The organism is Pseudomonas cremoricolorata DSM 17059 = NBRC 16634 (assembly GCF_000425745.1).
Classification (GTDB): domain Bacteria; phylum Pseudomonadota; class Gammaproteobacteria; order Pseudomonadales; family Pseudomonadaceae; genus Aquipseudomonas; species Aquipseudomonas cremoricolorata.
On the sequence record NZ_AUEA01000003.1, the window covers coordinates 151204 to 163183 of the forward strand.

At 65.5% G+C, this 11980-nt stretch carries 13 protein-coding genes; 3 read left to right on the forward strand and 10 right to left on the reverse strand.

From position 1 onward, the window contains the following. Positions 1–52: 52 nt before the first annotated feature. Complete coding sequence (locus H618_RS0105210; protein WP_169338831.1) at positions 53–1210, forward strand: DUF1615 domain-containing protein; 1158 nt, start codon at positions 53–55, stop codon at positions 1208–1210. 78 nt (positions 1211–1288) lie between these two features. On the opposite strand, the gene H618_RS21275 is transcribed toward H618_RS0105210, so the two are convergent. Then, positions 1289–1606 carry a hypothetical protein gene (locus H618_RS21275; protein WP_050577214.1) on the reverse strand — a complete coding sequence of 106 codons (318 nt, stop codon included), beginning with the start codon at positions 1604–1606 and terminating at the stop codon, positions 1289–1291. Between the two features lie 105 nt (positions 1607–1711). Then, entirely contained in the window at positions 1712–3022 is a 1311-nt protein-coding gene (locus H618_RS0105220; RefSeq protein ID WP_028694068.1) for an MFS transporter, read from the reverse strand. 493 nt (positions 3023–3515) lie between these two features. Between H618_RS0105220 and H618_RS0105230 the strand changes: the two genes are divergently transcribed. Next, positions 3516–3755 carry a hypothetical protein gene (locus H618_RS0105230; RefSeq protein ID WP_028694069.1) on the forward strand — a complete coding sequence of 80 codons (240 nt, stop codon included), beginning with the start codon at positions 3516–3518 and terminating at the stop codon, positions 3753–3755. Between the two features lie 64 nt (positions 3756–3819). Here H618_RS0105230 and H618_RS0105235 read toward each other — a convergent pair whose 3' ends face one another. Then, entirely contained in the window at positions 3820–5151 is a 1332-nt protein-coding gene (locus tag H618_RS0105235) for a DUF7256 domain-containing protein (protein WP_028694070.1), read from the reverse strand. Positions 5152–5355: 204 nt separating this feature from the next. Between H618_RS0105235 and H618_RS0105240 the strand changes: the two genes are divergently transcribed. Beyond that, complete coding sequence (locus H618_RS0105240; protein WP_028694071.1) at positions 5356–6102, forward strand: outer membrane beta-barrel protein; 747 nt, start codon at positions 5356–5358, stop codon at positions 6100–6102. Between the two features lie 37 nt (positions 6103–6139). On the opposite strand, the gene H618_RS0105245 is transcribed toward H618_RS0105240, so the two are convergent. From H618_RS0105245 to H618_RS0105275, 7 genes are all read right to left on the reverse strand, one after another. Beyond that, positions 6140–6706, reverse strand: a complete 567-nt coding sequence (locus tag H618_RS0105245) for a GNAT family N-acetyltransferase (protein WP_033727503.1) — start codon at positions 6704–6706, stop codon at positions 6140–6142. 81 nt (positions 6707–6787) lie between these two features. After that, positions 6788–7132, reverse strand: a complete 345-nt coding sequence (locus tag H618_RS0105250) for a carboxymuconolactone decarboxylase family protein (RefSeq protein WP_028694073.1) — start codon at positions 7130–7132, stop codon at positions 6788–6790. A gap of 113 nt (positions 7133–7245) precedes the next feature. Further along, positions 7246–8145, reverse strand: a complete 900-nt coding sequence (gene lpxO, locus H618_RS0105255; RefSeq protein ID WP_028694074.1) for a lipid A hydroxylase LpxO — start codon at positions 8143–8145, stop codon at positions 7246–7248. 363 nt (positions 8146–8508) lie between these two features. Beyond that, the gene (locus tag H618_RS0105260; RefSeq protein WP_028694075.1) at positions 8509–9411 is read right to left on the reverse strand and encodes a metal ABC transporter solute-binding protein, Zn/Mn family; all 903 of its coding nucleotides are present in this window, start codon (positions 9409–9411) and stop codon (positions 8509–8511) included. A 2-nt stretch (positions 9412–9413) separates the two neighbouring features. Then, the gene (locus tag H618_RS0105265) at positions 9414–10313 is read right to left on the reverse strand and encodes a metal ABC transporter permease (protein ID WP_028694076.1); all 900 of its coding nucleotides are present in this window, start codon (positions 10311–10313) and stop codon (positions 9414–9416) included. Next, a complete protein-coding gene (locus tag H618_RS0105270) occupies positions 10313–11059 on the reverse strand; it encodes a metal ABC transporter ATP-binding protein (RefSeq protein WP_028694077.1) in 747 nt (248 codons plus the stop codon). Before H618_RS0105270 ends, H618_RS0105265 begins: the two co-directional genes overlap by 1 nt. After that, entirely contained in the window at positions 11056–11973 is a 918-nt protein-coding gene (locus H618_RS0105275) for a metal ABC transporter substrate-binding protein (RefSeq protein WP_081673714.1), read from the reverse strand. Before H618_RS0105275 ends, H618_RS0105270 begins: the two co-directional genes overlap by 4 nt. Between the last annotated feature and the right edge of the window lie 7 nt (positions 11974–11980).

Sequence of the window (11980 nt, forward strand, 5' to 3'; positions counted from 1 at the left end):
ACGTAGTCCTTTGCCTGGGGGAGGCTAGTGCGTTTCCGGGGAAGGGCGCTGCATGTCGATTGCTACAGGCTGGGCCGGGTTCGGCAGGCTGACGATTCACCGTGACCCTGTGCTCGAGCGCGCGGCCCTGCGCCCGCGCTTGACCGGCTGCGTGCTGCTGGCGCTGGCGCTGCTGCAAGGTTGTAGCAGCCGCGAGCCTGCCGCGCCTGCGGACGATCCGAGCGAGGTGCGGGCCCGGCTGATGCGCCTGTTGCCCGCGCAACTGAACGATCGCCAAGGTTGGGCCGAGGACATCCAGGTTGCGCTGGCCGCGCAGCGGATTTCCGCCGAGCAGAGCAACCTGTGCGCGGTGCTGGCGGTCACCGAGCAGGAGTCGACCTTCAGCGCCGACCCGAAAGTGCCCAACCTGGGGCGTATCGCCCGCGCCGAAATCGACCGCCGTGCGGCGCGCGTGCTGATTCCGAAATTCGTCGTCGACCGCGCCCTGGACAGCCGTTCGGCCACCGGCCAGAGCTACCAGCAGCGCTTGCAGGCGGTGCGCAGCGAGGGCCAGCTGAGTGCGCTGTACGATGACGTCAGCAACGAGTTGCCGCTGGGCCGCACCTTGTTCGCCGGGCTGAACCCGGTGCGCACCGGTGGGCCGATGCAGGTCAGCGTCGATTTCGCGCAGAGGCATGCCGACAACTACCCCTACACCTACAGCGGCACGCTGCGCCAGGAAGTGTTCACCCGGCGCGGCGGGATGTATTTCGGCATTGCCCATCTGCTCGGCTACCCGACCCATTACCCGAAGCCGCTGTATCGCTTCGCGGACTTCAACGCCGGCTGGTACGCCAGTCGCAATGCTGCGTTCCAAGCGGCGTTGAGCCAAGTGACTGGAACGCCGCTGGCACTCGATGGCGATCTCATCGCCCATGGCGCGATCATGCCCGGCACGACCGAGCGCGCGGCGCGCACGTTGGGCGCGCAGTTCGGTTTGCGCAACCCGCAGATCCGCCGGCAGCTGGAGCAGGGTGATCAGCTGGATTTCGAACAGACCGAGCTGTACGCCAAGGTGTTCGCTCTGGCCGATACCAAGGCCGGCAGGCCGTTGCCGCGGGCGATTTTGCCGGGCATCGAACTGCACAGCCCGAAGATTACCCGGCAATTGACCACCGCCTGGTTCGCCGATCGGGTCGAGCAGCGGTATTTGCGTTGCATGAAGCGCTGACAGTGGCCGATGTCACCCACGAAAAACGCAGCCCGTAGGCTGCGTTTTTTCATTTCAGGCGACGACCGAATCAGCGAATCACTGTTTGGCCGGGGTCTCTGTGCCTGGCAGCTTGTTGGTGCCGCCGTCGTTGTTTTTCGGTACTGGCTGACCGTTGGCGTTGGTGCTGTTGGGGGTGGTGCCGGTGTCGGCGCTGTCGTTGCTGCCGGTACCGCCCGGGGCGTTGGTGCTGGTGCCGTGGCCGGCGGTGGTGCCGTCCTTGTGGTCCATCGGCTGGCCGCTATGGGGCTTGGTGGCGGTGCCGTTGTTGTTCATGTCGGTGGCAGCGAAGCTGGCGGTGGAGGCCAGACCCAGGCTCAGGGCGAGGGCGAAGGAAAGCGGGCGAATGCTGATCATGGTGTATCTCCTGATGAAAGTGATCTTACATTCGGTTCGGCTACGCAAGCCGGGCAGGGGTGCCCGGCTGGCGACAGACGGTCGTCTCGGCGAGGTTACCGGATGTTACGCCTCGCTCGCTTTACCCGCCGTTGCCGGCTGTGGCGCGTCGGCATGGGTATCGGCCATGGTCGGGTGCTCGTGGGCCGCGTGAATCAGTTCTTCGGTCACCCGCAGCTCGGCGCCGGTGGGCGAGAACGTGGCCGAGGGCGCGAATGGGGCCGGATGCTCCGGCGCCGGACGCTTGCCACGGCGCCAGAGGAAGAAGCTGACCATGCTCAGGTTGATCACCGCGAAGGCCCAGAACAGCCCGGCCTCGCCATACACCGTCATGGTCGGGGCGATCATCAGCGGCGCCAGCGCCGAGCCCAGCGAGTTGATCAGCAGCATGCCCTGGATCATCGGCACGATGGCATCGGCCGGCGCGCGGTCGGCAGCGTGGCTGACGGCCACCGGGTAGACGGCGAATACCCCGCCGCCGAGCAGGAACAGCGCCACTGGCAACAGTTCAGAGGTCGACGGCAGCAGCAGGATCAGCACCGACAGCAGCACGCACACGGCGCCCAACACGATCAGCACGTCCTGGCGGTCCTTGCGGTCCGACCAGCGTCCCACCGGGTACTGCAGCAGCATGGCGCCGAGAATCACCCAGGCCATCATGCTGCCGACTTCGCCGGTATCCAGGCCGATGCGCTGCAAGTACAGCGGCAGCAGCGAATACACTGCGGCAATCGCCACCCCCGAGCCGAAGCAGCCGACCAGCCCGCTCGGCGTCACGCTGAGCAGTTGCCGGGGCTTGAGCGGCTCGACCTGCTCGAGCAGCGGCGAGGCCCGCGGCAGCACGCCGATTGGCAGGATCGACAGCGAGGCGAGCATGGCCGCGACCATGAACGGTGCAGTGTCGCCCCAGCCGGCCAGTTCACCGAGGAAGGCCTGGCCGAGCACCCCAGCGCCGTACAGCGCGATCATGTACAGCGCCAGCAGGCGACCGCGGATCTTCGCGTCACCGGCCAGCAGCATCCAGCTCTCGATCACCAGGAACACCCCAACGGTGGCCCAGCCGTTGATCAGACGCAGCACCATCCAGCCCCAAGTGTCGACGAACAGCCCCTGCAAGAGGATGGTCGCGGCGATCAGCGAGGCGAAGCAGGTGTAGGCGCGGATATGCCCGATGCGCAGAATCAGGCGGTCGTTGAACAGCGCACCGAGGGTCAGGCCGAGGAAGTAGGCCGAAGCGACCAGGCCGATCATGGTCGCCGACTCGCCGGCTTCGCCGAGGCGCAAGGTGGTCAGGGAAGAAAGAAAGCCGTTGCCCAAGGCAACGATGAACAACCCGAGCAATGGCGCCAGCGCCATGCCCAGCAAACGCACAGACATACGTACCTCAGTGGCAGAAGGAAGAACCGACGGACGCCTTTTCAGACAATGCAGGACGCCCCGGGCCGGTTCGACCAGAGGGTTGCATGGGAAGTGCCAGGGAGAATCTGCGACCAGGGCATGACGAAGATGCCAGCCCCCGGAGCGGGTGGTCAGGCGAGGTCGGTTTAACCTGGTCGACGCGGGCGGCGCAGGTACGGACGGGTCATGGCGACAGGTTGCCAGCGCTCGCGGCGACTGGGAAAAGACCGGGCGGATTCTACGGTTCCGGGGGGACTCTGGCTGATGAATCTGCTGCGACAAGATGACGCATCCAGGCGACCTGGCACGTGGCGCGTCGACGGTTCTGCAGCTAGTGTCTGAGTGGTGACGCTGTGCGCAGCGCACCTGCCACCGCTGGCAGGCTCGACGCCACTGCGAAACGTCTCAGCACCACCTGTGATCCCCTTGGGTCACGGTTGACCGGATGTCATTTCATTCAGAGGACGCGAATATGAAAACCTTCATCACCTTGGGCTTCTGTGCACTGCTGTTGCCAGGTGTGGCAATGGCCAAGGACGACCATCACGAATGTGAAGTAGCCCTGGGCAAATTGCAGTCAGCGACAGAAAACGACTTCACCAGCACTGGGCACCACGAGTATCAGCAGGCCAAGGAGGCCCATGCCAAAGGTGATTTTAAAAAGTGCGCCGATCAGGCTGAAAAGGCCCTGGCCCACCAGAAGCAAAACTGACCACCCCGCTGCCCACGCAAGCGCTGCAACGCGCTTGCGTCCCTGACTCAGCCCCTGTCGACGATCAGCCGCAGGCCCAGTCCAGTTCCATCGATGCCAGATCGAGCTGCGCATTGCCGCCGCCGAAATTGAAACCGCCAAAGTCTTCTTCGCATTCAAGGTAACGCGGGCCGAAGGCCGGGTAGGCCTGCTGCGGCATCATCGTGCCGCCCAGATGATTGCTGGCGAAGAAGCGCTCCAGACCCTGCGCCTGGCCTTCTTCGCTGAAGGCGATGATGTAGCCGCTGTCGACGCATTCGTCCGGCCATTCGCGCGGCGGCTTGCCAATGTTGGGGTCGTCCTCGCGTAGCACTGCGCGGATGGCGAAGGCGCTTTCCAGGCCCGTGCCGGGTGCACAGGCAAGGGCTGGCTGGCCGGGGTTGCGCACCTGCAGGCCGTGGAAATAGGTGACGTAGTCCTGCTCCAGCCACTGCGGCTCATCGCCCAGCCAGGGGGCGGCAGGCAGGCGCGGCGGTTGGCACAGGCCAGCGTCGAATTCGGCCTGAGTCAGCCACAGGGCGGCGTAGTGCGTGCCGAGAATGTCGCTCATGTCGAATTGCCGCGGATGTCGCCCCTGGCGGTGCTGCCACAGGGCGAGCAGGGTCGGATCGTCTGGCGCTTGGGCTGGCAGCGGCGCGGCGAAGAAGGCCTGCACCTCGGCACAATCGGGCAGTTCTTCGTACTGATCGTCGACGAACAGGCTCAGCGCGACGTAGTCCTGGCCCTGGGTGCGGTACTGCGGCGCCAGCCACAGGGTGAAGGCGTGGCGCAGCGGGTGGCCCATGCTGTGGCTCAGCGGCCATTGCGCGGTACTGATGCCCGGTGGCAGCCCCAGGCTCCAGCCACCGGCCCACTCGGCGCCGCGTGCGCTGTGCGGCAAGTGGCTGTGCGGCGCGCGCAGCAGGTCGTAGGCGCAGGTCAGGCTGGGGTCGGCAAGCAGCTTGGGCGGCGCCGGGTACACGGCGCCCGGGCGGCTGATCTGCACGGCGGTGAGCACGCCGTCGAAGAACATCACGGTGAGGTCGTGGCCCTCGGCGGTGTGCATGTGGCAGCGCAGCAGTTCGCCCGGGTCGTCAGGGCTGCTGGGTAGCGGCTCGAGTAGCGGGTTGGCGGCGATGGCTGCGGCGTAAGGCATGCCTATGTACAGACCCTCGATAGCCACGCTGCGCTCGAAGCGGCCAAACCAGCGCACTGTGCCGACCTGGCCCTGATCGTCCAGTTGCAGGCTGAAGCCGCGACAGTGGGTGTCAGGCAGGTGGCCATGGGCGTCGGCTTCGGCGGCTTTCTGGGCGAGTGCGCCGGGCAATTCTTCAACGCGCAGGCCGGGGCGCAGGGCAGCGATACGGGAGGGCTTCATCGACGGCTTCCTTGGGAAAGATGACGGCGCCCCACAGGGTAACTCAGCACACTGCGCGAACGCTGCAACAGCGTGCGCGCTTGGGCGGAATCGAGAAGAGGTCGATAAATGTGAAAAAAACGTGATTTTTTTCGAACTTTCTCGTGAAGCAGTGTTTCGAATACCCCGCAACCCTTTTTTCGCAACTTGTCATGGAGACAGCTCATGTCACGCCGCACATTGTTCCGTCATTCCTGCGCACTTGCCCTGCTGAGCGCCCCTGTGTTCGCCTCCGCTGCCCCGGTCACCGATCCGCAATTCACTTTCGGTCTGCTGGGCAGTTACAACGACTTCAGATTCCAGGGCGGAAGCCAGAACGACAAGGACCATATTGGCGAAGGCGGCGTATTCGCCAACTTCGGTAACAAGATGACGGGCGAGTCGGGCCTGATCTACCAGGTCGGTGCGCAGGCCAAGTATTTCGAAGACGATGGTGACAAGCTCAAGGAAGCTCAGGCGGATCTGGATATCGGCTGGCGTGCTGCGCTCGATGCGCGCAATTTCGTCGATGTGCTGGTCGGGGCCGGCTACAGCTGGTCGCGTTATGAAATCGACCTGCGCCGGGAAGACGTCGAGTTGAGCAACAAGGCGCCGTTCGCCAAGGCCGCGCTGGGCTACAACCACCAGTTCGACACCGCCACCCTGCGTGTGGAAGCCGGTGCCCGGCACACCATCGACGGCCGCGCCAAGATCAAGGTCAAGGACTTCGGCCACGATTCGGTCGACCTCAAGGATCGCCTCAACCCATATGCCGAAGTCAGTCTGCTGATGAACCGCGACGGCGATCTGCCGATCTTTGCGGGTCTGTACTACGAGCACACCATCTACAAGCTCGACGAGTCGACCTACATCGCCGACGACACCCGCCTCAAGCGCCACGAGTACGGCGTCAAGGTCGGTCTGGCGTTCTGATAGGGCCTGTGTCTGCGTGGAAGCAGCGTCGTCGGGGTCAGCGACCCCGGCGACGCGACACGCGCGCCTCGATATTCTTGCGCCCAATCAGCAGCGCGGGCTTTTCGCTGACCGGCTCGTCGGCCAGCCACTTGTACATCACCAGACAGTCCACCAGGCCCAGCCGGGCATGCCGATAAGCCTTGGGTAGCCGCCCGACGGTTTCGAAGCCCAACGCCTGCCACAGCGCCACCGCCACTTCGTTGCTCGCCACCACCGAATTGAACTGCATCGCCAGCATGCCTTGCTGACGCGCGAGCTTCTGCGAGTGCTCGCACATCGCCCGCGCCACACCTCGCCCGCGGGCGGCGTGGCAGACCATGTAGCCGCAGTTGCCAACATGGCTGCCGGGGCCGGCGGCGTTGGCTTTGAGGTAATACGAACCCAGCAGCTCGCCATCGGCCTCGGCCACCAGGGTATGCATGGGCACTTCGAGCCACAGCTGGCGAGCCTGCTCGAAGCTCAGCGCGGGGTCGTAGGCATAGGTTTCCTGGGCCTGGACCACGGCCTGGAAGGTGGGCCAGAAGCGCTCGAAGTCTTCGGCGGTCATGGGGCGGATGTTCATTGGCAGGGCCTTGCTGTGCGAACGGAGGCGCGCAGTGTGTGATGCCCGGCGCCGCCGTGCAAGCGTGCTGCGAAAGGTGCTTCAGCCCTTCGCCAGGTCGACCGCCTCCAGCGCCCGCGCCGAATACACCAGGGCTGCGCCGGCATTCATCGCCACCGCCACGCCCAGCGCCTCGGCAATCTGCTCGCGGCTGGCGCCCTGTGCCAACGCCTCCTGCGCATGTACGGCGATGCAGCCATCGCAGCGCGTGGTGACTGCCACGGCCAGGGAAATCAGCTCACGGGTCTTGCTGTCGAGGTGGGCGGTCTTGCTGCCGGCGCCGCTGGCGGTCAGGTAGCCGGCGACGGTGTCGGGCGACAACTGCTGCAGTTCGCCGATGCCGGCCATCAGCTGGGTGCGGTAGTCATTCCAGTCCAACATGCTCATGTGCTTCACCCTTCGGGTCAGTTCAGGAGCTGTCAGGCTAGCTGCCGTCCGGCGCGCCGGCGGTGCCTCTTGAGGGGTAAGCGCTTGCTACTTTGGCAGCACGACCGGGCGCCTCAAATGACGATGAACAGCGCCAGCAAGGCTGCCACGACCGCCCATTTCTCCAGGTAGTAGCGGGTGCGGTTGCGCTTTTTCAGCGCCTTGCCGCGCTCGCGGATGCGGTAGATGCGGGTGAACAGGCGGTTGATCGCGCCGGTCTTGTCATTGGCATCGTTGGGCGCGGCGGCGGCGGCCATCACGTTGCGGCTGAACCAGCGGTTGAACGCGGTGACCCAGCGGTACTTGAGCGGCCGCTCGATGTCGCAGAACAGGATGATGCGGTTGTGCTCGGTGGTGTTGGCGGCGTAGTGGATGTAGGTCTCGTCGAACATCACCGCTTCGCCGTCACGCCAGGCGTATTTCTCGCCGTCGACATTGATGTAGCAGCCGTCGTTGTTGGGCGTGTCCAGGCCCAGGTGGTAGCGGTAGGAGCCTGCGTACGGGTCGCGGTGACGCACCAGCTTGGCCCCCGGCGGCAGGGTGGCGAACATCGCCGCCTTGACCGAACCGATGCCTTGCAGCAGCTCGGTGGTGCGCGGGCACAGGCTCAGCGCGGACGGGTGGCTTTCGCCGTACCACTTCAGGTAGAAGCGCTTCCAGCCGGTCTTGAAGAACGAGTTGAAACCGACATCGTCGTAGTTGTCGGATTTCTTGATCTCGCCAACCTCGAGCAGCTTCACAGCTTCTTCACGGATTTCCTGCCAGTGCGCCTGCAACGGCGCCAGCTCGGGAAACGCCTGGACCGGCAGGTAAGGCTTGGCCGGATGGCGCGAAAAAAGATACAGCAGGCTGTTGACCGGGGCCAGGAAGCTGGAGTGATCGCCCAGTTGCCGGGTCAGCTTGTGCCGCACGCGACCGCGCAGGTGCACGTAGCTGATGGACAGAACGAAGATCAGGACGAGAGCGATTTTCATGGCAGGTACTTGTCGAAAAATGGCGCATAGAGTGATGGCGCAAGCCCATCAGCATAACAACCGTCCCTGACCTTTGTACATTTGGTTACATCGCCATCGGCACTTTTCCGCCCCAGCCGCCGTCCGCTCGAGCCTGTGCCGCGCAGACGCACGCGGCCCGGGCCAGAGCTCTCGTTAGGATCTGTACGAAAAGTCTTGAGACGCCGGTGAGACAAGGCCGAGGGCGGCCCCGCAAAAACAGCCGAGGAAGCGGTCGGAGTCGCGCTCGACTTTACCGGTTGTAAATGAGCATTCCGACCGGGCTGGCGATCCAGGCTGTTTTCAACGCAGTATCACCAAGTATCAAGGCATTTCGTACAGAGACTAGCTGCGCAGCGCCGCCACCACCTGCTCGATGCTGGCCTTCAGGCCAACCAGGCTGTCTTCGGCATCGCTGTCGATGACCAGCAGTTTCGCCCCGCCGGCCTCGATCGCCTCGGCCAGCGCTGCATCGGGCTGGCGATGGTGCAACACCAAGGCCACGTCCTGGGCCTTGAGCTCGTCGCTCAGGGCCTTGAGTGCCGGCGGATCCCAGCGATCGTCTTCAGGCAGCGGCTGTTCCACCACATCGAGGTTCAGGCCGCTGGTCAGGTAGCCGAGGCGTTCGGAGAGGTTGACCACGCTGAGGTTGTCGACACTGGCCAGTTGCGTCTGGCTGCTCGACAGCAGTTCCAGCATCTGCCGCTTCACCTTGGCCAGGTTGGTCTGGATTGTGGCTTTATCGGCAGGCGCCAGGCGTTCCAGGTCATTGGCCAGCACGTCGGCCATGCGTCCCAGGTTGGTCGGGTTGAGCCATGGGTAGCCGGCAAAGGCGTTGTCACCCTGCACGGCGATGCCCGGCAGCGCGCCATCGACCGGGCGCGCGGCATCGATTTCGACGATGCGGATGTTGCTGCGCCGCGCCATCGGGTACAGCGGGTCGTCGCGCCAGATCGAGCGCAGGCCGATGACCGCATCGGCCTGGCGCGCCGCTTTGTCGAGGCTGGCACCGCCGCGCCCGCTGAAGAACGACGGCTGGCGGCTGGCCGGCAGGTTGGCCGGGGCCGCGCGCTTGAGCTGCACCGAGGTGCCGTCGAGCAGGGCCGCGGCCAGGCTGTGGGTCACCGCAAGGGTGGTCAGCACGCTGACCGGCGCCGGCTGGACCTGCGCGGGTGCTGACGGCGCGGCCAGCAGCGGGGCCGGCAATGCAGCCAGCGCCAGGGCCAGGGTCAGGTGCTTGAGGGTCAGGTTCATGCCGGGTTTCCTTGCAGGCGGGGAACGAGGGCGCGGGCCAGCGCTGCCAGGGCGAAGCACAGTCCGGCCACGAGGATGATGGCGGCGCCGGAGGGCACCGGCAGGTCGAGCACGATCGGCAGGAGGATGCCGAGCAGGGTGCTGAGGGTGGCGATGATCACCGAGGCGAAGAAGAAGCCCTTGAGCGACTGGCTGACCAGCCGCGCGGCCGCCGCCGGAATCACCAGCAGGGCGCCGACCAGGATCGCGCCGATGACCTTCACCGCAGCCACCGTGACCAGCGTCACCAGCACCACGAACAGGTAGTCGAGGGTCTTCACAGCCACGCCGCGCACGGCCGCCAGTTGTGGGTTGAAGCTGGCCAGCATGATGCGGTTGTACAGCGGCACGGCCAGGGCCACCACCAGCAGCGCAACGATGCCCAGCACCAGCAAATCCTCGGCGCTGACGGTCAGCACCGAGCCGAACAGCACGTTTTCCAGAATGTGCACGTTGATCTTGCCCGCCAGCATCAGCAGCAGGCTGGCGCCCAGGGCCAGGGACACCGAGAGGAACACGCCGATCAGTGTGTCCGGCGACAGCCCGGTGCGGTTGCGCAGGAAGTTGAGCAGAATGCCGAACAGCAGGCAGTAGCCGAACAGGCTGCCATAGGGGCCGGTGTACGGTTCACCGAGCAGGATGCCGATGGCCACCGCGGTCAGCGCGGCGTGGCCCACCGCCTCGGAGAAGAAGGCAAAGCGCTTGACCACCACCAGGGTGCCCAGGCCGCCGAGCACCGGGCCGATCATCAGGCCGGCCAACAGCGCGTTGACCACGAAGCCATAGGCCAGTGCTTCGGGCAGATAACCGGCGTTGGCCCAGTCTTGGATCATCTGCCGGAACAGGTCGTAACTCATCAGGCAACGCCCTCGCTGCGCGGGTGAACGGAAAACAGGCTGAGCAGCCGCTCCGGGGTCAGCGCTTCGGCCGGTGGCGCATCGAACAGCACCTGGCGACTGAGGCCCGTAACGCGGTCTGCAAGGCGCAGCACCGCCTGCAGGTCGTGCTCGATCCACAGCACCGTGGTGCCGGCAGCGCGCCAGGCGTGCAGCAGTTGCTCGAAGACTTGAATGCCGGCTTCGTCGAGCGCCGACATCGGCTCGTCGAGCACCAGCAACTGCGGCGGCGGAATCAGGCCCTGGGCCAGCAGCACGCGCTGGCGCTCGCCGCCCGACAGCGCGCCCATGCGCCGCTTGCGTTTATCGAGCATGCCGACCTGGGCCAGGGCCTGGTCGATGGCGCCGCGTACGCGCCGCGACAGGCCGAGGAAGGCCGGGCGGCGCTGGCACATGGCGGCCATGAAGTCGTCGACGGTCATCGGCAGGCCGCGGTCGAATTCCAGCGCCTGCGGCACGTAGCCGATCACCTCGGCCGCGCTCGGCCAGTGCACCGTCAGTTGCCCCTGATGCGGCATTTGCCCGAGCAGGGTCTTGATCAGCGAACTCTTGCCGCCGCCGTTGGGGCCGACGATGGCATGCACGCTGCCGGCGGCGACGCTGAATTGCACCTGTTCGAGGATGCGTGTGCGGCCCAGGGTCAGGTCGATGCCGGCAAAGTCGATGCGAGGGCCGCCGGCCGAGGCGAGTTTGGCCGCGGCGGTCATGTGCGGTTCTCCTGGATGGCGCGGACCACCGTGTCGAGGTTGCGCTTCATTTCGACTTCGTATTTGTCCTTGGTGTATTCGCCGTAGGAAATGTGCGTCAGCGGGTACAGACGCACACCCGACTCACGCTGGATGGTCTCGACGTAGGCAGAGGGGAAGTCCATTTCCGAGAAGATCACCTTCACGTCCAGCGCCTTGAGCTGGTCGATGGTCTTTTTCAGCTGCGCAGGGCTCGGCTCGATGCCATGGGCCGGTTCCACCACGGCGGTCACTTCCAGGCCGAAGTCGCGCACCAGGTAGTCGTAGGCGGCGTGGATGGTGGCGACGCGGAAGGTGGCGTCGGGGGCTTGGGTGACCTTGGCCAAGGCTTCGGCGCGCAAGGCGCGCAGGCGCTTGGCGTAGGCGCGGGCGTTCTGCGTGTAGAACCTGGCGTTGTCCGGGTCGAGCTTGCCCAGGTCGCGGGCGATGTTGTTGACCTGGGCGATGGTGGTGCTGATCGACAGGAAGGTGTGCGGGTTGACCACCTTGCCCGCGCCACGCGCGGCGATACCGGTGGCGGCCAGCAGCGGCACGTTGCGGTTGGCCTCGATGGTCGGCACGTCGGGCTTTTCGCTGGCGGCGATCATGCGGTCGGCGAAATCGTCATGGCCGACGCCGTTGAGCACGATCACATCCAGCGTACCGATGCGCTTGATGTCCTCGGCGCGCGGCTCGTAGGCGTGGGGGTTGAAGCCGGCTGGAATCAGCGGCACCACCTCGGCCTTGTCGCCGACGATATTGCTCACGTAGCTGTAGTAGGGGTGCAGGGTGATGCCGATGCGCAGCGGCTTGCCGGCATCGGCCAGGGCCAGCACGGGCAACGCGCAGGTGATCAGCACAGCGAGGGCGCGGCGCGCCAGGGTGGAGCGGAGCATGGGCAAG

Coding starts and splice junctions, on each gene's coding strand:
- H618_RS0105270 (WP_028694077.1), bottom strand. CDS start 11,059: ATGACCGCCGCGGCCAAACTCGCCTCGGCCGGCGGCCCTCGCATCGAC.
- H618_RS0105245 (WP_033727503.1), bottom strand. CDS start 6,706: ATGAACATCCGCCCCATGACCGCCGAAGACTTCGAGCGCTTCTGGCCC.
- lpxO (WP_028694074.1), bottom strand. CDS start 8,145: ATGAAAATCGCTCTCGTCCTGATCTTCGTTCTGTCCATCAGCTACGTG.
- H618_RS0105265 (WP_028694076.1), bottom strand. CDS start 10,313: ATGAGTTACGACCTGTTCCGGCAGATGATCCAAGACTGGGCCAACGCC.
- H618_RS21275 (WP_050577214.1), bottom strand. CDS start 1,606: ATGATCAGCATTCGCCCGCTTTCCTTCGCCCTCGCCCTGAGCCTGGGT.
- H618_RS0105250 (WP_028694073.1), bottom strand. CDS start 7,132: ATGAGCATGTTGGACTGGAATGACTACCGCACCCAGCTGATGGCCGGC.
- H618_RS0105235 (WP_028694070.1), bottom strand. CDS start 5,151: ATGAAGCCCTCCCGTATCGCTGCCCTGCGCCCCGGCCTGCGCGTTGAA.
- H618_RS0105240 (WP_028694071.1), top strand. CDS start 5,356: ATGTCACGCCGCACATTGTTCCGTCATTCCTGCGCACTTGCCCTGCTG.
- H618_RS0105220 (WP_028694068.1), bottom strand. CDS start 3,022: ATGTCTGTGCGTTTGCTGGGCATGGCGCTGGCGCCATTGCTCGGGTTG.
- H618_RS0105275 (WP_081673714.1), bottom strand. CDS start 11,973: ATGCTCCGCTCCACCCTGGCGCGCCGCGCCCTCGCTGTGCTGATCACC.
- H618_RS0105210 (WP_169338831.1), top strand. CDS start 53: ATGTCGATTGCTACAGGCTGGGCCGGGTTCGGCAGGCTGACGATTCAC.
- H618_RS0105230 (WP_028694069.1), top strand. CDS start 3,516: ATGAAAACCTTCATCACCTTGGGCTTCTGTGCACTGCTGTTGCCAGGT.